Below are 18,455 nucleotides of genomic sequence, written 5' to 3' on the forward strand. Positions count from 1 at the left end.
CAGGCGTTGCCTGCTGGGCTTTTTTCATTTATACAGAGAGCCGCAGGCTTGGCATCGAGCGTGCGAGTCTGCCGAGCAATACACTCGAAGAGTCACCGCAGTAGGTGTCACCTTCGACGACTGTGATGTCTCAGGTTCGACGATAGCTCTCACGAGAACCGTGAACTGCGAGGTGCTCCAGACAGCACACATAGCCGGTGTATCCGTCTTCCACCGAAGACGAACCCGCACATCGTCAGGCTTAAGCGCGAGACAGCGATAGGATTAACCGTTGCCAAGGTGGCAGAGTTCGGCCCAACGCATCCGCCTGCAGAGCGGAACCCCCGTCGGTTCAAATCCGACCCTTGGCTCTTCTGAGTGAACCACGTGAACTCCGAGAGGCATCACGTGGGTTTGAACCATGCGAGTAAGGGTAAACGAGTGAACACGTCTCGCTTCGGTTCAAATCTGACCCGTGGCTCTTCTCTTTGATTCACACGTCGAGCGACGAGTCTCTGGTTTGGACTTCGGACTGGTTGTTGAGCTTACAGAGAACCAGTCGCATCACGACGATGGACACGACTGCAGATTCAGAAGCTTGAAAACTCAGCCATCGATGTATTCTCCGAGCGACATGTGGAGGTCGTCATCGTCTATCTGATTGGCAACTTCGAGTGCCTGCGTCACCGTCTTGCGGACGCGACCCCTGGATTCGACGGCCGAGAAACACGCTGCAGCATCGTCAAATGCGTCCAGTGCATCCTGCAATTCACCGAGCGACTGGTACACTTCACCGAGGTTGACTAGGGCCCGTCCTTTGAGCAGGTTGTTCGGTGCGGCCTCGACCGTCTGTGTGAGTACTTCCAGCGCCCGCGACGCAGAACCGTCGGTAGCGAGTGTTCGACCGAATGCAATCCCGGCGTACACTTGTTGTTCGCCATCGAGCGATTGTGCCGTCTCGAAGACGTCCGTTGCAAGTTCGGTCGCCGCATCGAGGTCACCACTGTCGAGTTTCGCCAACGCCTGAAGCGACTGCAACTCAGCCTGTTTGAACTCGTCTTCGACGATTTTCCTCGCTCTCTCGGCGTGTTCGAATGCGGCATCGGCGTCCCCACGTTCGAGTGACACCTCGGCGAGACCGTAGTGTGCGTTGCCACGAACCCAGCCAACGTCTTCGTCTTTCACCTGGTCGACGAGCGCGGTGTAACGAGCGTAGGCGTCTTCGATTCGACCCTGCTCGAACTCTATCCGTCCGAGGTTATTGAGCGATGCTTTCGTCCCCAACGTATCACCAATCTCTCGGCGGATACTGAGTGATGAACAGATGTATTGCTCTGCCTTGTCGAGGCGTTCGGTCTCCATCTCGATAATCCCAAGTATTTCGAGACTGACCGCCTCCCCCCACGGATAGCCGATTTCTCGGCGGATTTCGAGGCTCTCTCTCGCGTGGTCGAGTGCTGCGTCGTACTCGCCGAGCGACCGCTCTGCTCCGGCGAGATTCGAAAGCGTACTCGCGATTCTCGTCGCATCGCCAGCGTCTCGACGCAGTTGGAGCGCAGATTCGTAGTACTGTCTCGACTGTTCGAAGTTCCCGCACCGAGATTCGATTGCCCCGAGTGAATTCAGTACGTCACTGCGTCCGAGGTCGTCGTCGAGTTGCTCGAACAGAGCGAGCGCAGATTCGGCAGAGCCTCTGGCCTCGTCGTACGCCCCACGCTTTTGCAGGACTTCAGACACCCCCGCTAACCCGTCTGCTCTAGCACCGACGAGTGCGTCCGACGGAATCGCTCGGGAATTGACTGATGCTCGGTCCACCGTCGAAAGCGACTCGAACTCGCGCATCGCTCGGTCGAGGTCACCGGCGTTGACGAACATACGAGCGCGCCATCGGCGGGTGTCGAGTGAGAGCGAGGAGTCGCACGCCTGTGGCACATCGACGTTGGTGTAGTCCGACTCTGCGAACAGCGACGAGAGTGCCGGATTGTTCACTCCGAGTTCGAACACGTTTTTGACGAGATTGCTTCCCCACGCCGAAGGGTCGGCTTCTATCGTCCGAATCACGTCAGCCGTGCCACCGAAGATAGACTGGACGGCCATTCGCGCCTGTTCGTCGTCCACGAGCGAACAGAGTGCAGTGAGACATCGCTCGAATCGACGGCGAGCGTGGCGTTCTGATTCGAGTCCGCACAGTCTGTGAAGGAACTGTGCGGACCACGTCTCGTGAACGGTCCTGACCGGTTCGTCCCCCTCACTCTCGAGTGCGGAGTACAACACCGACCGTTCGAGTTTGTCGAGTGCGGTTTCGATGACGGACTCGTCGGACCGGTCCGTAGCGAGTGCGTAGGCGAGTGGAATATCGACGTGGACACCGGCGGCGTTCAGGAGGTTGACGAGTACGCCAACGTCGATAGCGAGGTCGCCCACGTCGCGCAACTCTTCGTAGACGCTGTCGATATCGTCGAGGAGGCTGGTTGGAGGCGCGCGGCTGGTGGGCGTTGGTTCGACGTGCCGGGCGAGGCGGTGGACAAAGAGATACATCTCACCCGGTGTGGTGGCTTCGTTGCCGGTGCGGAAGTCACCGGAGTCGTCTCCACTGTGTCGGTCTGGTGTGCCAACCGAGATTTGCTCCGCGGCGATATCGACCCGTTCGTTGACCGTCGATTCGAAGTGTTCGATGAGACGCTCGCGCTCGCGGGCATCGACGGGCGGGACAGTGTACTCTCGTATCGCGTGGGTTCGGTGCGATTCGAGTTGCGCGGCACCGACGAGATTGTCGGTTTGCCACTCGTTTTCGCGGCTATCGAGGAGGAACGTCACGCGGTCGTCGTCGGCGAAGTCCCTGACGAGTTCGAATACGGCGTTGGCTTCGGCACGCGTTGCATCTTCGATAACGACGAGCGTGTGTCCGGGGGCCGAGGTGAGATAAGATGCGAGACGTGCCGTGGCAGCAAACGCATCGCGGTGGCCACTCTTCCGATAGATAACTGGCCCGCGTTGGCGGTCGTACCAGCGGCAGGCGACCGACATGCAGACCGTACTCTTTCCGGCACCGGGCGGACCGACGACGACGTGGTCGGTCGCCTGACAGAGACGTTCGAACAGTTCGCTGGTCACGTTTTCGCGACCGTCGTCGGTTGGTCGCTCCCGGTCGAGGGCGTACCCGGTGTTTACCTCGGCGAGGTCGAATCCGGCACGCCAACAGGCCAGTGGTGGCGACACACCGACGCGGTCGAAGTAGTCTGGTGCGAGACGGACGAATCCTTGGGACTGCAACGTCGTTGGGAGGGGTCTCCCGGTGTGCGTGGTTGGTTGTGTACGTGCCGCGCTGGTGGTCGCCCACTCGTCACCATTCGTGAGGCCTGCCTCGGAGTCTGGTTCGGTCTCGTCGCGTGCTGTCTCTCTGGGTATCCAATCGAGGTGGCCGGTGAGGTCGAACGGGTTGGCGTCTTCCCAGAGTGATTGCGTGTACGATTGCGCCCACGCCACCGCCTCGTTCGACGTGTTGGTGATGACGCTCTGGACTCGCCTGTCTTCGTACATGATGACCGTCGAAGATGGCTCTCCATCGACGACGGTGTAGGCGAGCCCGTACGGTGGAACCGCACCCACACGAAGCGTGCAGTCGGGTGCGGTCTGAATCCCGTCGAGGAGTTCGGGATACTCTCTCCAGAGTGCGGTGACGACAGACTCGGGTGCGACGAGTCGGCAGGCGTGGTCGGTCGAGAGCCACGTAGTCAGGCGTTTTGCGAACGAGTTCTTCGGGAGTTGCGGCATGACGAACGTACCGTAATCCGCACGCCCGAACGTGTCAGTGAGGTGTTGGAGCGGGCGGTGTGGACGACCCTCGCTTGCGACTGCAACGTCTGCATCGAGGAGTGCGACACTCGGCAGGGGGTAGTCCCCGACTTTGGCCGAGATTGCCGCATCGACTTCGAGTACGTTGCGCACGTCGCGCCGATAGGTATCGAACAGCGCCGAGAGATACTGTCCTTTGAGCGAAACCGTGTAGCCTTCCGGGGTACTGAGGACGAGTCCCGCCGCCGAAAGGTCTCGAATCGCCCGATTGACGGTTGACCGCGAGTAGGGAAGCCTCTCGGTCAGTTCGCGTTTGTCGAAGTGGTCACCGTCGAGCGCGAGTAAAAACTCGAACCGGTCTGCGATGAGTTCTAGGTACGCCGTTTCGTCAATGCCCGCTGTCATCTGCGATTCTCCCCCGGCCTTCCTGTGACTTTCGGCCGGTAATGATTCTAAAATGCTATTTGCGGGATGATGGTAAAACGCTTGCTCGTCCGCGGAACTCCGTCGTCGAGAGAATCCAGGAGTTGGCTTCCGATTCGACGTTCAGCCACGGAACCTCCTCTTTCGAGAACGGACTGGTTCCCTTCTCGAATCCCTCCGCGCAGGTTAGTAATCATTATACGCCGTGTGGCCCTTGCCGCAACCATGCAACGACGCGCCGCGGCTATCTCCGTCGTGTTCTTCCTGGTCATCGGTGTCGGTGCATACTCGCTCATCGCAACTGCGTCCACGCCGACGGTCAGTTTCGAGAACCCCGAGTATTCGCTGGCACAGGGTGACGAGTTCACCGTCGCTGGCAACGACCAGACCTACACCGTGTCCTCGATCTCTGCGGAAGTGGAGTCGGGCGGCCACGGTGGTGGGAGTTCGCTCGTTCGCTCCGGTGAAATCGCGTACGTGAACCAATCGGCTCGGTTCACCGAAACGTGGGACAACGGCAGTACGGTCACGCTCGATGGCACCGACTACCGCGTCGAGGTTCCGAACACCTCCGACCCGGCAGAGGCAACGCTCGTCGAGATTCGCAACAACACCGCAATCTTGCAGAACGACCCGAATGCGGACAACCAGACGGTCACGCGTGACGGCGAGCAGTACGTCGTCATCAACGATTCGACGCTCGTCTCCGCCGAGGAGTACTTCCCGGCAAACGAGACGCGAACCATCGCTGAAGGTGACTCGCTCGCCTACAACGACCAGCAGACCACCGTCGCCGCTATCGAACAGTCGAGTGTCACGCTCGAATGGACGGCATCTCAGGAGAACACTATCTCCGTGGGTGACCGAGCCAACGTCACTGTCGGGAGCGAACAGTACCTCGCGTACTTCCCGAACAACGAGACGATGGTTCTCACCCAAGATTACGAATCCTACGAACAGCAGACGGCTGATATCGAGCAGTTCCACCACCTCGAAAATGGCCTGTGGGGCATCGCAATCGTCTCCTTGACGACGGTCGCACTCCTGCTCGGCATGGCGTTCCTCCCGTCTCGGTACTAAACGCTCCCGTCTGTCACGGGACTTCTTCTATTTACGACGCCCACTGTTCCCGAGCCATGCGAGCGCGCCGCCCAGTGCAATCGTCGCCACGGCACCGAATATTTGCAGGGCACCGAGGCCGATTCCACCGCCGTTGTAGCGCCACGGCATCCCGACGAGAGTTGCAATCCCGACGAGGACCAAGAACACGCCGACTGCGAGCAAGAGCAACTCGCTGGTATCCGTCCTGACTACACGTCGTTCCATGCGTATGATATCTCTCTCTGAGGAGAAAAACGAAATGCGTCTCAGGGTGGCGAATCGAAAGAAAGCTCACCGCCTCGGAGTCATTGTTCGAGCGGAAATAGAGGGGCTAGCGTTCGCCTCGAAGGAAGTCCACGAGTCGGTAGTCGTGGTCGGGCGTGTAGTTTCTGAACGCGAGACTGTTTGCGAGTACCGACACCGACGAGAAGGCCATCGCGGCGGCCGCAAATACGGGTTGGAGCAGGCCGAGCGAGGCGAGCGGAATCATCGCGGTGTTGTAGCCGAGCGCCCAGAAGAGGTTCTGTTTAATCTTCGTGAGCGTCGCTTCGGAGATGCGAATCGCCTTCATCACGTCGAGCGGGTCGTCGCGCATGAGCGTCACGTCGGCCGCCTCGATAGCGACGTCCGTTCCCGAACCGAGTGCCGTCCCGACGAACGCAACAGCGAGTGCAGGTGCATCGTTCACCCCGTCACCGACCATCATCACCTTCGTCCCGTCGGCTTGGAGTGATTCGATGGCATCGGCTTTGTCCTCTGGAAGGACACCCGCTCGAACGTTTTCCGGGTCGATACCGACGGTTTCGGCGACGGCACGAGCGGTTCGCTCGTTGTCGCCGGTAATCATGTGGACCGCGACACCGCGCTCGCGGAGTGCGGCGACGGCATCGGCGGCCGAGGGCTTGATTTCGTCTGCGTCGGCGACGATACCGACGAGTTCGTCATCGACGGCGACGAGCATGGCGGTCTTGCCGTCATTTTCGAGTGACTGCAACGTGTCTTCGACCGGCGATGGGTCGATTCCAGCATCCGACAGGAGGCTTCGCGTGCCGACCAAGACGGGCTTTCCTTCGACGGTCGCGCGAACACCGTGGCCGGGGACGTTTTCGAAGTCGTCCGCTTCGGGGAGGTCGATGTCGCGGGATTTCGCCCCGTCAACGATTGCCTGTGCGAGCGGGTGTTCGCTGTTGCGCTCGGCGGCGGCGGCGTATCGGAGTACCGCAGACTCACCGAGTGTTTCGTCGCTGGCGACGACGCCCGAGCCGTCTGCGGTTGGGCCGACAGCGACCACATCGGTCAGCGTCATCTCGCCTTTCGTGAGCGTCCCGGTCTTATCGAAGACCACTGCTTCGACGTCTTTGACGCGTTCGAGGATATCTCCGCCTTTGAACAGGACGCCGTTTCGCGCGCCGATTGCCGTCCCGACCATCGTCGCGGCGGGGGTTGCGAGGCCGAGCGCACAGGGGCAGGCGATGAGGACTGCCGACGCGAAGACCACAATCGCAAATTCGAAGGTCGAAATCGCCCCACCAGCGATAGTGGGTCCGCCCGCGACGAGACCCCACAGTGGGAGTGATTGGACGACCCCTGCGAGCGTCTCGGGAAAGAGGAACCAGACAGTCCCCCAGAAGAGCGCATTAGCGATGACTGCGGGGACGAAGTACGCCGAGATACGGTCTGCGAGTTTCTGAATCTCGGGCTGGCGGCCCTGTGCCTCTCTGACGAGTGCGACGATTTGCTGAATCGCGGTCTCGGAACCAACCTTGGTGGCTTCGACGATGAGCGCGCCGTTCTGATTCACGGTCGAACCGACGACGTCGTCGCCGGGGCCTTTCGAGACGGGCACCGATTCGCCGGTGACCATGGATTCATCGACGGCCGAGTCGCCATCGACCACCACGCCATCGGTTGGAATCTTCTCGCCGGGGCGGACTTTCATCCGGTCGCCAACTTGTACATCTTCGAGTGGCACTTCGCGCTCGTCGCCGTCTTCGACGAGGACGGCGGTTTCGGCTTCGAGTTCGAGGAGCGTTCTGAGTGCTTCGGAGGTGTTGCCTTTCGACCGGGCTTCGAGGTAGTTACCGAGGGTGATAAAGACCAAGATGAGCGCGGCGGTGTCGAAGTAGAGACTCCCGGCGAGGAGGCCGAGGAGGACGAACACGGAGTAGAAGTACGCCGTCGAAGACCCCATGGCGATGAGGACGTCCATGTTCGCCCGTCGGTTCTTCACGAGTGCCGTGTAGGAGTTCTCGTAGAACTCGCGGCCGAGGACGACTTGTACGGGTGTTGCGAGTGCGAACCCAATCAGCCCTATCGGGAGGCCGGTGCCCGGAATCGTCTCCGGAAGCCCCGCCGCGGTGAACAACTCGACGGCGAGCATGAGAAGGAGGGGTACCGAGAGAGCGGCACCGAAGAGCGTGAGGCGTTTTTGTTTGCGAATCTCGTCGCGCCGTGCAACGTCGCGGGCGTCGTCTTCGCTCTCGTCGTCCTCACGAATCGGGTCGTATCCGGCCTCTTCGATTGCCCGGTAGAGGTCATCGAGCGTGACCTCGGCGGGGTTGTAGGTGACGTTCGCTTCGTCGGTGGCGAAGTTGACCTCTGCGTCGAGGACGCCCGGCACCGATTCGAGCGAAGTGCGGTTCGCGTCGGCACAGTTGGCACAACTCATACCCGAGATGCCAACGGTCCGATGTTGGGAAATCGCCTCGTATCCCGCATCCGAGACGGCGTCGTACAACTGCCCGAGTGAGACGGCCTCTGGGTCGAACTCGACCGACGCCTCGTCGGTGGCGTAGTTGACGGTCGCCGCCGTCACGCCGTCGAGGGCTTCGAGTGACTCCCCGACTGCCTGCGAGCAGTTTGCACAACTCATCCCGCGGATGTCGAGATGGACTGTCCGTGAACTCATGATACTTCTACATACGGACTACTCTCTTACCTGAATTGTGACTTCGAAAGCGTGTCTAAAAGCGGGCGTGAAGTTTCGATTCGAAAGCGAGCATTCGATACTGGTTTAGCTATCTACGGTGTTCGCACCCGCTTCGAGGCGGTCGTATCGGTCTTCGAATCGCCCGAGACACGACGAACAACAGAAGTGGTAGAGCGTCCCGCCGATACGGGCGCTTTCACCTTCGCTCGTCACCGAATTACCACACTCGGCACATTCGAGTGCGAACTCGGTACCGTTGACTGTGGGCGTCCACTCGGCAGATTCGACCAGTTGCACGTCGTACTCGCGGACGAGAGAGAAATCGACGAATTCGTCGAGTGCGTGTCGAATGGTCCCATCGTCGAACCGCGCGTGGAACGTCACTTCGCCATCGACGGAGACGAAGAGGTGTTCGACCGCATCGGCTTCTCGAAGCGAGTTACGAACTGTATCGACGTGTTCGGGGACGACGTGGAGGCGAACCAGTACCGGGGTTCCACCGGCGAGTTTCGACTGGTCGAGGTCGAGGGTAAAGCGGCGGATGATTCCCTCTTCTCGGAGGCGGTCGATGCGGTCGGAGACGGCAGGGGCCGAGAGGCCGACTGCCTCCGAGATGTCGCTGAAGGGGCGTCTCGCATCGTCGCTCAGGAGTTGGAGAATGTGTACGTCTGTCTCGTCGAGGTCACGCATACTCTCCTCTTGACACGCAGAAGTAGTAGGTCTTTGGTCGAATTGGCTTTGGATTCTAAGGTATGTTCCTGGAAAACCTGAATCCACAAAAGGGAAATTCACTAAACTGTGTCTCTCTTAGACCAGTGTAATGAGTACGACGCTCACCGTCACTGGAATGAGCTGTGAACACTGTGAAGCGCGCGTCGCAGACGCACTGAGCGAGGTTTCAGGGGTCACGGCGGCCACTGCTGACCGCGAGCGCGAGTTAGCGACCATCGACGGCGAGGCTTCGCTCGAAGACCTCATCGCGGCGGTCGAGGACGCTGGCTACGACGCGAGCGCCTGAGTCAGAGCCGAGGCAAGTGGGCACCTGGGCAACTGTTACAAGCGGGTACATCGAACCACGGGTGTGACTGCTCCCACCGACGACGATTTCGAGACGCCGCTTCCGAGTGCCCCGGTCGACGACACACCCACCGTTTCGTGTTCTCGCTGTGATAATACGTGGGACCTCGCCTACGAACTCGACGAGTTACAACTCGGCAATCAGTCCATCGAGCAGTTCGCCCTCGACCATCGCCGCCACACTGGCCACTTCCCCGACGACGTGTCACCGTGGGTCGTCACCTGCCGTCAGTGTCCCGACGGCGACCAATTCCTCACGGAACACTCGGCACGCCGCTGGGCGAGAACGCACGCTCGCCACACGACGCACTCTGTCGAACTCGACCACGGCGAGGACAGGCCACAGGTTATCGACCCCGAATAACGACGTCTCACTCGACGGCGACGATTTCGATATCGAAGACGAGCGTTTTCCCGGCGAGTTCGTGATTGAAATCGACTTCGACCACGTCTTCGGTGACCGCGGTGACGTCGCCGTGAAGGCCATTCTCTGCGTGGACGTGAACACCGACCTCGGGAGGTTCACCGACCATCGACTCGAACACGTCGGGGTCGTACTCGCGTACACGGTCTGCGTCGAACGCACCGTAGCCTTCCTCCGGGGGAACGGTGACTGTCGATTCGTCGCCGACGGCCATGCCGAGGACGGCTTCGTCGAGCCCTTCGATTATCTCTCCGGCACCGACGACGAACGAGAGTGGCCGATATTCGGACTCGTCTCGTTCTTGTGCAGCGGCCAGTCCGTGTTCGACAGCAACCTCGTACTGGGAGGTGTTGAACACACTTCCGTCTTCGAAGCGGCCCACATACTGAATCGCCACTCGGTCGCCGAGTTCGATGGGCATGCTTGTGCCTCAGTCGAGCGAGAAAATAAAGTCGGCTATCCAACGAGCCCGAAGACGAAATCGAACGCGGCACTCACCGGTCCGGCGATGCCGAGTACGTCGAAGACCACGAGTAGGTAGTAGACGCTGACGACGAGCATCACCGTGCCCGTGACGCGATTGATAGCCGTGGTGTGGCGGGCGAACCAGCGTGTGACCTGTCTGCTGTACTGTTCGGAGACGAGTGCGAACACGAGCAGTGGTGCGCCGATGCCGAGGCCAAACGCGAAGAACCCGAGCAGGCTCTCGGCGGTGGTGTTGAACAGGACCGGAACGCGGGCGAAGAACAGCGCGATAAACCCCGGGTTGCAGGGGAGGATAATCGCGCCGAAGAAAAATCCGTAGGCGAACGCCGAGAGTGCGGGGTGCTTCGTCTCCGGCGGTTGTATCGTCGGAACCCGTGTGAAAATTTTGGTGTCCGAGAGGAGTGCAAGACTGACGACGAACAACACGCCGAACGCGAGCGGTGAGACGACTTGGACGACGGCAGTCAGCGACACTTCGAGCAGAAGCGAGAAGAGGACGCCGACGAGGAGCATGAACGACACCGCACCGAGCGTCACGAGCAGGCCGAGAACGGAGATTGGAAGCCCAGTCTTCTCTGTCGTGCCCCCATCTGTCGCTTCGCTTCGGCTACTTTGTCGAGCGAGATACGCGAGAAAACCCGGATAGAGCGGGAGCGCACACGCCGCCGTCAACGGGGTTCCCACACCGAGGACGAACAGTTCGAGAAGCTTCGGTGCCAGCGTCATCAACACTGAGAGATGTACTCGCGGAGGAAGCCAGTCGTCTTGTGCCCGTCTTTCAGGCGGGTCACAGAGCCATCAGGGCAGATGAGGAGCATCGGAACGACGGGGGGACTCGCCATCGACGACCCGAACTCGTCGACGAGACTCTGGGTGACAGACCCCGGAGAAATCGCATAGCGCCAGTCGAAGCCGTGTTTTTCGGTGTGTTCGCGGACCAACTGCGCGTCTTCGTTGGGGTCGATATCGAGTGCAACGGTCGTCACCTCGTCACCCAGCATCTCGTGGAACGTGATGAGTTCCTTCTGCTGACGGAGGCAGTTCGAACACCAGACGGCGAACGTCTCTAACAGAATCGGTCGGTCGAGGAGGCCTTCGACCGTAAACGTCTCACCCGAGTTGACGTCGGTGAGTTCTGACGTGAACCACGCGCTGTCGATATTCGAACCCCCTGACTCACCGGTCGCCGAGTCTGTGGGTTGTGTTTGGTCGCCACCGGAGTCGGTCGTCGATTGCGGTGAGTCGCTCCCACCGAGGCATCCGGCGAGGGCGACGCTGCCGACGCTAGCGACTTGGAGGAACTTTCGTCGCGTCGGATGTGGTGACATTTGTTTATATACTATTGCTGTCCAATCTTAACTGAGTCTCGGGTGGGTGTGAACGTTGCACAAGCGATGTGCGGCCACCACACCCGTATCTGACAAATTTCGAAACCCGCCGCAAAACTGTTTCTATGTCAACTATTCTGGCGCTTTTGGCTGGCCTAAAAATAGAATAACTTATCAGTTGGTGTCGGGTTGCTCAAGTTAGTATGTCACAGCGGAGTTTCTCTCGTCGGTCACTCCTCGCAGGACTTTGTCTCGGTTCTCTCTCCGGTTGTCTCAGCCAGGCAACGACGAATAGCCTCGGTCAGTACATCGGGGCGACCCCAGCAGTAACTGACGAATACGACCTCTCGGTCACCCACGCTCCCGTCTCGACCGACGCCTCGTGGGAGGTTCCAACGACTGCGCCACCGACGTCTCTCACCGTCGAACCAGTCGTCGAAGGACTCGAAATTCCGTGGGACGTGACGTTCGCCCCCAACGGCGACCTGTTCGTCTCGGAACGCCCCGGTCGGATTCTCCACTACCGCGATAGCCAACTCGAAACCGCGTTCGAGACGACCGACGTCGTCGATGCAAGTCCGGTTGTCGCCGGGGAAGAAGGTGGCTGGTGGGCCGCTGGAAGCGAAGGTGGGTTGATGGGTCTCGCTGTCCACCCGAACTACCCAGACGTGCCGGTCGTGTACGCCTTTTACACCTACGACACCGAGGACGGCAAGCGAAATCGACTCTCGTGTTTCGACGTCTCTGCGGACGCACCTGCGGCGACCGAGACGATTCTCATCGACGACGTTCTGGGAGCGAACGTTCACAACGGGAGTCGAGTCGCGTTCGGTCCCGAAAACTACCTTTGGGTGACGATTGGCGACGCCGCCGAGGAGTCGAACGCGGCCGACGTGACGACCCTGAACGGCTCTGTTCTCCGACTCGAACCAGATGGTTCTGCTCCGTCCGACAACCCGGATTTTGGCCCCGATGCGGACTCTCGTCTCTACACGATTGGACACAGAAATCCGCAGGGAATCACGTGGCTCCCCGACGGAACGCCGCTCGTAACCGAACACGGGCCGGGTGGTGCAGACGAGGTCAACCGCCTCGTTGCAGGCGGTGATTACGGATGGGGAACTATCGACCCGACCGAGCGTGGCAAAACTGGCTACACCGACTCTACTTTCGAGCGCCCGCTCGTCAACACAGGCAAGAGAACGTGGGCACCACCGGGATGTGTATTCTATACCGGCTCAGTCTCCGGATTACAGAACCGCCTCATCATCGGCGGCCTTCGCTCACAGCGGTTGAACGTGGTCACACTCGCACCGCGAGGCGAGAGACTCCCCGGGACAGACAGCGGCACCGTCTTCGATGCATCCTGGATGGATGAGAGATACGTCGCAGTCGCACACACGCTGTTCGAAGACGAAGTTGGTCGCATCCGAGACGTGACCCAAGCCCCCGATGGGTCGCTTCTCGTCGCAACGAGTAACCGAGACGGTCGAACTGAAATCGAAGGCGAATCGTATCCAAAACAGACCGACGACCGACTGCTTCGGGTCGTTCCAACGGACGAGTAGGGTCGCGGAGTTCGAACAGATCGGGCGTCACTCACTCGATTAGCCCATCTCGTCGTTCATGCCACTATCCGCGTCCTCTTTGGTCATCCTTTCGGTGTCTTCTGAGTCCGTGTCGAACTCTTCGCGGTCCTCACCGAACTGGACGGCAAAAATGGTCCGAAGGACGACCACGAGATTGTTTTTGGTTCCGCGGCCCCAGATTGCAACCTCGGTAGATTCGTTATTCCCGACCGACCGCTCGACGCTCACGAGTGTCACCTCGTCGTTGACGAGTAACAACCGTGAGATGTGCGACCCAGACCACTCCCACAGCGTGTCCACGACGGTCGAATTTGGAAGAACGGTGTCGATATTCTGCACCTCGTCGTCGGCGCTAGCGAGGTAGATTTCGATTCCTCTGGCTTCTGCTCTCGAAAGCGCATCGACTATTTCGTCGGTCAACAGTTCCTCCTCACTCATGAAGACGACTTCTTCTTGGGCGTCGTTGATGAACTCGATAACCCGCCGATTGACATTCTGTGAGCCAGTGACCGTCCACACGCCAATCTGTTCGGTTCGGAGTTCTGTTGGACTCAACCGTTCGAGCGTACTGGAGAGTTCTTCGATGAGGTCCTCGTACTTCACGGCGAACTTCCGAATCGTCGTCTCCTGGGAGACGGGAATGAACTCTTTCGGTGTCCCATAGCGGATATCAACCAGTCCCATCTCGTGAAGCGATTCGACCGCGTCGTACACCCGTGACCGAGGGACTTCAACGATATCGCTCACCTCCCGCGCACTTCCTCTTCCTAGTCGGAGTAGTCCGACGAGCGTTCGAGCCTCGTAATCGCTCAACGAGAGCTCTGTCAATAGCTCGATTGCTCTGTCTTCTACTCGCTCGCGGTCGAACGAGACCATACGAAAGATACGGTATATACACTAATCAGCGTTCCTGGGGGCTGTGTAAAAATACGGGCCAAATGGTCGAAAAAGTTGAAAATCTTCTGGTCTATACTAATTATTTTCCTGTTGTTTCAGCCGAAGTCTCAATAGACGTTTATTTACTTGAGGTTCGTTAACACGGGTATGAGCACAAAGGGGTCAGCCGAACGCCTGCCAGTTGCGCTCGATGAACTGTTCGACCTCCTCGGCCAACAACGCCGCCGTGACCTCATCGCAGAGTTGAGTTCGCGTAGTAGTCCTGTGACGCTTTTCACCCTCGCGGCGAATCTCTCAGAGTCGAACGACGGTCTCATCGATGAAGAAGTGATGGTAACGCTCCATCACATCGACCTGCCGGAACTCGATAGTGCTGGATTACTCACCTACGACCCGGGCCAACAACTCGTGACGTTCGATTCGACCATCGAAGACGTCAGTGCTGCGCTCCCGAAGGTCGAAGACGCATTCGATTCGGTGCGTGACGCCCTCTAGGCTGGCTCGCCAACCAGAATTACGGTACAGCTCAGCGGTGGTCGGAACCCACTCGCTGTTTTTTCGAACGCTCTTCGTCGTCGCCATAGTGTTCGCGAGCAAATTCGGGCGATATCTTCTCGAGACGTAGGTCACGGGCGATAGCTACTCGGTCGCGGTCGGCAGGGTCACCGTATCCACCTGCGCCGGGTGTTCGAATACTCACTGTCTCCCCTGATTCGAGCGTGCGTGTCGATTTCTGTGGGAGTTTCTCTTCGTCGCCGTCGATGAGATAGGCCGCGCCGTTGCCGCCTGATTCGCCACCGGCGAGCCCATAGGGTGCGCTCACGTGGCGGTCGGCGAGGAGGCTAAACGTAGCGCGATGGCCGCGCACCTGAATGTCTCGTCGAAGGCCGAGTCCCCCACGGAACTCGCCTGCACCACCCGAGTCTTGCCGGAGTTCGTAGCGCGTCACTCGAAGCGGATACGCGGTTTCGAGTACCTCGATCGGCGTGTTCATCGTGTTCGACATGTGGACGTGGACGCCGTCCATGCCGTCTTTGCCTGCACGACCACCAAATCCACCGCCCTGCGTCTCGTAAAAGGCGTAGGGTGACCCACCACCGGACGAGTCCGGAGAGCCTTCGTCTGCCCTGCTCGCGGTGCCACCTCGCGGGTCGATGCCGCCGAAGGTGATGTTGTTCATCGTCCCTTGGCAGGCGGCGACGACGCGCTCGGGAACCTCGCGCCCGAACGCGCCCAACACCACGTCCGTGACGCGCTGGGAAGTCTCGAGATTGCCGCCGACGACGGCCGCCGGGAGCGTCGGGTTGACGATGGTTCCTTCGGGCGCGTGGATGCTGATTGGCCGGTAACAGCCGTGATTCGGTGGGATGTCCGGGTCGGTCACACAGCGAACTGCATAGTAGGTCGCACTCGCCGTCACCGCGAAGACGGCGTTGACCGGGCCATCGGTCTGTGGCGCTGTCCCCTCGAAATCGACGGACACTGAATCTCCCTGTACTGTCACCTCCACGACGACGGGTAGGTTCTCGTTGCCCGCACCGTCGTCGTCGAGGACGTCTTCGAACGAGTAGGTGCCATCTGGAAGCGACGAGATTTCTGCACGCATTCGGCGCTCAGAGTAATCTTTGATTTCGGAGATTGCCTCTGAGAGCGTCTCTATCCCGTACTTTTCGACCAGTTCGACGAACCGTCGTTTCCCGGTCTGGTTCGCGGCCTCTTGTGCGCGCAAGTCACCCCGCCGTTCGTCCGGCGTGCGGACGTTCGAGAGAATGAGGTCCATCACTGCCTCGTTCACCTCACCTGCGACGAACAGTTTCACCGGTGGGATTCGGAGACCCTCTTGGTAGATTTCGGTCGAATCGGCCGCGACACTCCCCGCGCGGGCCCCACCGATATCGGCGTGATGCGCACGATTCGCGGCGTAGGCCACGATGTCGCCATCGACGAAGACGGGTGTGACGAGCGTCAGGTCCGGCAGGTGGGCACCCCCGCGGAACGGGTCGTTGAGGATGATTGCGTCACCGTCGCTGAGTGTTTCGGGCGGGAATCGGTCGATAGCCGCCGCGACCGAGAACGGCATCGCCCCGAGGTGGACGGGCATGTTCTCGGCTTGACTGATGAGTTCGGCCTCGGCATCGAACATCGCACACGAGCAGTCGCGCCGTTCTTTGATGTTCGGCGAGTAACCCGTGCGAATCAGATTCGCGTTCATCTCCTCTGCGATGGCGATACAGGCGTTTCTGATGACTTCGAGCGTGACCGAATCAACGCTCATGGACTGACCTCCACGTGGAGGCTGCCGAAGTCGTCAACCGATACTCGCTGGCCGGGGTGGATGACGACGGTACTTTCGACCCCGCTGACGACTGCCGGTCCTTCGAACGACGCGCCGACCGGGAGTGCGTCGCGGTCGTAAATCGAGGTCTCCACCGGGTTCCCGTCGTAGACGACTTCGCGGGTGTCGATGACGGCAGATTCGACCGATTCACCGGTGTCTGTCGGTTGGAGTTCGGGTGTTTCGACCAGGCCACGTGCCCGATGGCGGATGGTGACGAGTTCGAGCGGTTCGTCCGGGTAGGCGTGGCCGTACCGCTGGCGGTGGCGTTCGTGGAATCGGTCGGCGAGAGTCGTCATCGTGTCGTCCGAAAGGTCGCCATCGGGGACCGGAACAGAGAGTTCGAACGCTTGGCCTGCATAGCGTAGGTCGAGGGTGCGCTCGAACTGCATCGCGTCTGCTTCCAGCCGCTCGGCGGCGAGTCGTTCACGCCCTTCGTCGGCGAATTCGTCGAACTGCGATTGTAGGTCGTCGGGAGAAACAGCGTCCCACGGTCGCACCCGCGACGTACTGTAATCGTAGAGGATGTCGCTGATGAGCAGACCGAGCGCCGAGAGGACGCCTGCGGTGCGGGGAACGATGACCGTCGGAATATCGAGTTCGTCGGCAAGTTTGCAGGCGTGGAGGGGGCCTGCACCGCCGAACGCGACGAGGCCGAACTCGCGGGGGTCGTAGCCTCGTTCGACGGAGACGACACGCAGTGCCCGCGCCATGTTCGCGTTGGCAACGTCGAGGACGCCTTGTGCGGCCTCCGTGACCGACATGTCGAGCGGGTCGGCGATTTCTTCGGTGAAGTGGCGGCGGACGTCTTCAATTTTAACACCGAGTTCGCCCGAGAGGAATGCGTGTGGGTCGATTCTTCCTAACAGGAGGTTCGCGTCAGTAATCGTCGGGCGCTCGCCACCCCGTCCGTAGCAAATCGGGCCGGGGTCGGCACCGGCAGACTTTGGGCCGACGCGCAGTGCGCCCCCGGCGTCGATCCACGCAACCGACCCCCCGCCTGCGCCGACGGTGTGGATGTCTATCGTCGGCACTGCGATGGGATAGTCGCCGACTTCGGTATCGGTCGAAACGAGCGGCGTCCCGTCTTCGACGAGCGAGACGTCGCACGAGGTGCCACCCATGTCCATCGTGATGAGGTTGCGCTCGCCCGAGAGTCCAGCAACGTAGGTCGCACCTTGGACGCCGCCCGCAGGACCGGACAACAGAGTGTTGACGGGGCGCTCGCGGGCGATGTCGGCGGTGATGATGCCGCCGTTCGACTGCATGATTTTCAGCTCTGCGCCGACACCGTGTGCCTCGACACGGGATTCGAGAGAACCGATGTAGCGGTCCATCACTGGTTTGAGCGCGCCATTGAGCGCGGTGGTGAGGCTTCGTTCGTACTCGCGGATTTCGGGGAGGACGACACTGGAGAGTGAGTACGAGGTGTCCAGCCCTTCGTCGGCGAGTATGTCGTGGACGCGTCGTTCGTGGCTGTCGTCTTCGAACGCGTAGAGCAGACAGATTGCGACGCTGTCCACGTCGGCGTCGATGAGTTCGGTCGCGAGTGTGCGAACGCCGTCTTCGTCGAGTTCGGTGAGGACGTTCCCGCGTTCGTCGAGTCGCTCTCGGACTTCGTAGCGGCGGTCACGCTCGACGACTGGCGTGGGCTTTTCGACCTGAAAGTCGTAGAGGTCTGGCCGGGCTTGTCGCCCGATTTCGAGGACGTCGCGGAAGCCTTCGGTCGTGACGAGCGCAGTGTCGGCCCACTCGCCTTCGAGGACGGCGTTGGTCGCGACGGTGGTCCCGTGGGCGAGAAACTCGATAGCTTCGAGTGCGAAGCCCTCCCGTTCGCTGACGGCTTCGAGACCACTGATGACGGCTTCGTCGGGGTTGTCGGGGGTCGATGGCGTCTTCGAGACGCTCACCGCGCCGTCGTGGATGGTGACGATATCGGTGAACGTACCGCCGATATCGACCCCGACTCGGCGCTCGTTACTCATGTGTCCCCCTCGTCAGCGAACGAAACCTGTCCGAGGCGACCCGAAAAGAGAGATGAGAGGGAGTAGACTCGACTCGCTCACTGCGGGTTCGAACCACTGTCTCCCTG

At 60.2% G+C, this 18,455-nt stretch carries 15 protein-coding genes and 1 tRNA gene; 6 read left to right on the plus strand and 10 right to left on the minus strand.

Annotated features, from left to right (window positions below; translation table 11 throughout):
• Window positions 1-273 precede the first annotated feature (273 nt).
• Window positions 274-350: transfer RNA gene (locus tag ACK509_RS09400), tRNA-Cys, on the plus strand.
• 235 nt (window positions 351-585) lie between these two features.
• On the opposite strand, the gene ACK509_RS09405 is transcribed toward ACK509_RS09400, so the two are convergent.
• Complete coding sequence (locus ACK509_RS09405) at window positions 586-4,179, minus strand: tetratricopeptide repeat protein (protein WP_410766283.1); 3,594 nt, start codon at window positions 4,177-4,179, stop codon at window positions 586-588.
• Between the two features lie 243 nt (window positions 4,180-4,422).
• Between ACK509_RS09405 and ACK509_RS09410 the strand changes: the two genes are divergently transcribed.
• Window positions 4,423-5,277, plus strand: a complete 855-nt coding sequence (locus ACK509_RS09410; RefSeq protein WP_410766284.1) for a hypothetical protein — start codon at window positions 4,423-4,425, stop codon at window positions 5,275-5,277.
• Between the two features lie 27 nt (window positions 5,278-5,304).
• On the opposite strand, the gene ACK509_RS09415 is transcribed toward ACK509_RS09410, so the two are convergent.
• From ACK509_RS09415 to ACK509_RS09425, 3 genes are all read right to left on the minus strand, one after another.
• Window positions 5,305-5,523 (minus strand): hypothetical protein, encoded by a 219-nt coding sequence (locus ACK509_RS09415; RefSeq protein WP_410766285.1) that lies wholly within the window; start codon window positions 5,521-5,523, stop codon window positions 5,305-5,307.
• A 106-nt stretch (window positions 5,524-5,629) separates the two neighbouring features.
• Complete coding sequence (locus tag ACK509_RS09420) at window positions 5,630-8,206, minus strand: heavy metal translocating P-type ATPase (RefSeq protein WP_410766286.1); 2,577 nt, start codon at window positions 8,204-8,206, stop codon at window positions 5,630-5,632.
• 105 nt (window positions 8,207-8,311) lie between these two features.
• The gene (locus tag ACK509_RS09425) at window positions 8,312-8,917 is read right to left on the minus strand and encodes an AsnC family transcriptional regulator (RefSeq protein WP_410766287.1); all 606 of its coding nucleotides are present in this window, start codon (window positions 8,915-8,917) and stop codon (window positions 8,312-8,314) included.
• 130 nt (window positions 8,918-9,047) lie between these two features.
• Between ACK509_RS09425 and ACK509_RS09430 the strand changes: the two genes are divergently transcribed.
• The gene (locus tag ACK509_RS09430; protein WP_410766288.1) at window positions 9,048-9,245 is read left to right on the plus strand and encodes a heavy-metal-associated domain-containing protein; all 198 of its coding nucleotides are present in this window, start codon (window positions 9,048-9,050) and stop codon (window positions 9,243-9,245) included.
• 63 nt (window positions 9,246-9,308) lie between these two features.
• Complete coding sequence (locus ACK509_RS09435) at window positions 9,309-9,668, plus strand: hypothetical protein (protein WP_410766289.1); 360 nt, start codon at window positions 9,309-9,311, stop codon at window positions 9,666-9,668.
• A gap of 7 nt (window positions 9,669-9,675) precedes the next feature.
• On the opposite strand, the gene ACK509_RS09440 is transcribed toward ACK509_RS09435, so the two are convergent.
• The 3 genes from ACK509_RS09440 to ACK509_RS09450 are packed head-to-tail and all read right to left on the minus strand — an operon-like array spanning window position 9,676 to window position 11,542.
• Window positions 9,676-10,149, minus strand: coding sequence for an FKBP-type peptidyl-prolyl cis-trans isomerase (locus ACK509_RS09440; protein ID WP_410766290.1), 474 nt, complete (start codon window positions 10,147-10,149; stop codon window positions 9,676-9,678).
• 35 nt (window positions 10,150-10,184) lie between these two features.
• A complete protein-coding gene (locus tag ACK509_RS09445; RefSeq protein ID WP_410766291.1) occupies window positions 10,185-10,940 on the minus strand; it encodes a cytochrome C biogenesis protein in 756 nt (251 codons plus the stop codon).
• Window positions 10,940-11,542 carry a TlpA family protein disulfide reductase gene (locus ACK509_RS09450; protein ID WP_410766292.1) on the minus strand — a complete coding sequence of 201 codons (603 nt, stop codon included), beginning with the start codon at window positions 11,540-11,542 and terminating at the stop codon, window positions 10,940-10,942. The genes ACK509_RS09445 and ACK509_RS09450 overlap by 1 nt, the downstream gene beginning before the upstream one ends.
• A gap of 203 nt (window positions 11,543-11,745) precedes the next feature.
• On the opposite strand from ACK509_RS09450, the gene ACK509_RS09455 reads away from it, so the two are divergent.
• Window positions 11,746-13,110, plus strand: a complete 1,365-nt coding sequence (locus ACK509_RS09455; protein ID WP_410766293.1) for a PQQ-dependent sugar dehydrogenase — start codon at window positions 11,746-11,748, stop codon at window positions 13,108-13,110.
• A gap of 39 nt (window positions 13,111-13,149) precedes the next feature.
• Here the strand turns inward: ACK509_RS09455 and ACK509_RS09460 are convergent, their stop codons facing one another.
• A complete protein-coding gene (locus ACK509_RS09460; RefSeq protein WP_410766294.1) occupies window positions 13,150-14,007 on the minus strand; it encodes a TrmB family transcriptional regulator in 858 nt (285 codons plus the stop codon).
• A 168-nt stretch (window positions 14,008-14,175) separates the two neighbouring features.
• Between ACK509_RS09460 and ACK509_RS09465 the strand changes: the two genes are divergently transcribed.
• Window positions 14,176-14,523 carry a hypothetical protein gene (locus ACK509_RS09465; RefSeq protein WP_410766295.1) on the plus strand — a complete coding sequence of 116 codons (348 nt, stop codon included), beginning with the start codon at window positions 14,176-14,178 and terminating at the stop codon, window positions 14,521-14,523.
• A 31-nt stretch (window positions 14,524-14,554) separates the two neighbouring features.
• On the opposite strand, the gene ACK509_RS09470 is transcribed toward ACK509_RS09465, so the two are convergent.
• Together ACK509_RS09470 and ACK509_RS09475 are read right to left on the minus strand one after the other, a co-directional pair.
• Window positions 14,555-16,303, minus strand: coding sequence for a hydantoinase B/oxoprolinase family protein (locus tag ACK509_RS09470; protein ID WP_410766296.1), 1,749 nt, complete (start codon window positions 16,301-16,303; stop codon window positions 14,555-14,557).
• Entirely contained in the window at window positions 16,300-18,348 is a 2,049-nt protein-coding gene (locus tag ACK509_RS09475) for a hydantoinase/oxoprolinase family protein (RefSeq protein ID WP_410766297.1), read from the minus strand. Before ACK509_RS09475 ends, ACK509_RS09470 begins: the two co-directional genes overlap by 4 nt.
• Between the last annotated feature and the right edge of the window lie 107 nt (window positions 18,349-18,455).

The organism is Haloferax sp. DFSO60 (assembly GCF_046557615.1).
Lineage (GTDB): Archaea > Halobacteriota > Halobacteria > Halobacteriales > Haloferacaceae > Haloferax.

Bases quoted from the DNA above. Each gene is read 5' to 3' on its own strand.
- ACK509_RS09405 (WP_410766283.1), bottom strand. From the start codon at position 4,179: ATGACAGCGGGCATTGACGAAACGGCGTACCTAGAACTCATCGCAGAC.
- ACK509_RS09410 (WP_410766284.1), top strand. From the start codon at position 4,423: ATGCAACGACGCGCCGCGGCTATCTCCGTCGTGTTCTTCCTGGTCATC.
- ACK509_RS09415 (WP_410766285.1), bottom strand. From the start codon at position 5,523: ATGGAACGACGTGTAGTCAGGACGGATACCAGCGAGTTGCTCTTGCTC.
- ACK509_RS09420 (WP_410766286.1), bottom strand. From the start codon at position 8,206: ATGAGTTCACGGACAGTCCATCTCGACATCCGCGGGATGAGTTGTGCA.
- ACK509_RS09425 (WP_410766287.1), bottom strand. From the start codon at position 8,917: ATGCGTGACCTCGACGAGACAGACGTACACATTCTCCAACTCCTGAGC.
- ACK509_RS09430 (WP_410766288.1), top strand. From the start codon at position 9,048: ATGAGTACGACGCTCACCGTCACTGGAATGAGCTGTGAACACTGTGAA.
- ACK509_RS09440 (WP_410766290.1), bottom strand. From the start codon at position 10,149: ATGCCCATCGAACTCGGCGACCGAGTGGCGATTCAGTATGTGGGCCGC.
- ACK509_RS09445 (WP_410766291.1), bottom strand. From the start codon at position 10,940: ATGACGCTGGCACCGAAGCTTCTCGAACTGTTCGTCCTCGGTGTGGGA.
- ACK509_RS09450 (WP_410766292.1), bottom strand. From the start codon at position 11,542: ATGTCACCACATCCGACGCGACGAAAGTTCCTCCAAGTCGCTAGCGTC.
- ACK509_RS09455 (WP_410766293.1), top strand. From the start codon at position 11,746: ATGTCACAGCGGAGTTTCTCTCGTCGGTCACTCCTCGCAGGACTTTGT.
- ACK509_RS09460 (WP_410766294.1), bottom strand. From the start codon at position 14,007: ATGGTCTCGTTCGACCGCGAGCGAGTAGAAGACAGAGCAATCGAGCTA.
- ACK509_RS09465 (WP_410766295.1), top strand. From the start codon at position 14,176: ATGAGCACAAAGGGGTCAGCCGAACGCCTGCCAGTTGCGCTCGATGAA.
- ACK509_RS09470 (WP_410766296.1), bottom strand. From the start codon at position 16,303: ATGAGCGTTGATTCGGTCACGCTCGAAGTCATCAGAAACGCCTGTATC.
- ACK509_RS09475 (WP_410766297.1), bottom strand. From the start codon at position 18,348: ATGAGTAACGAGCGCCGAGTCGGGGTCGATATCGGCGGTACGTTCACC.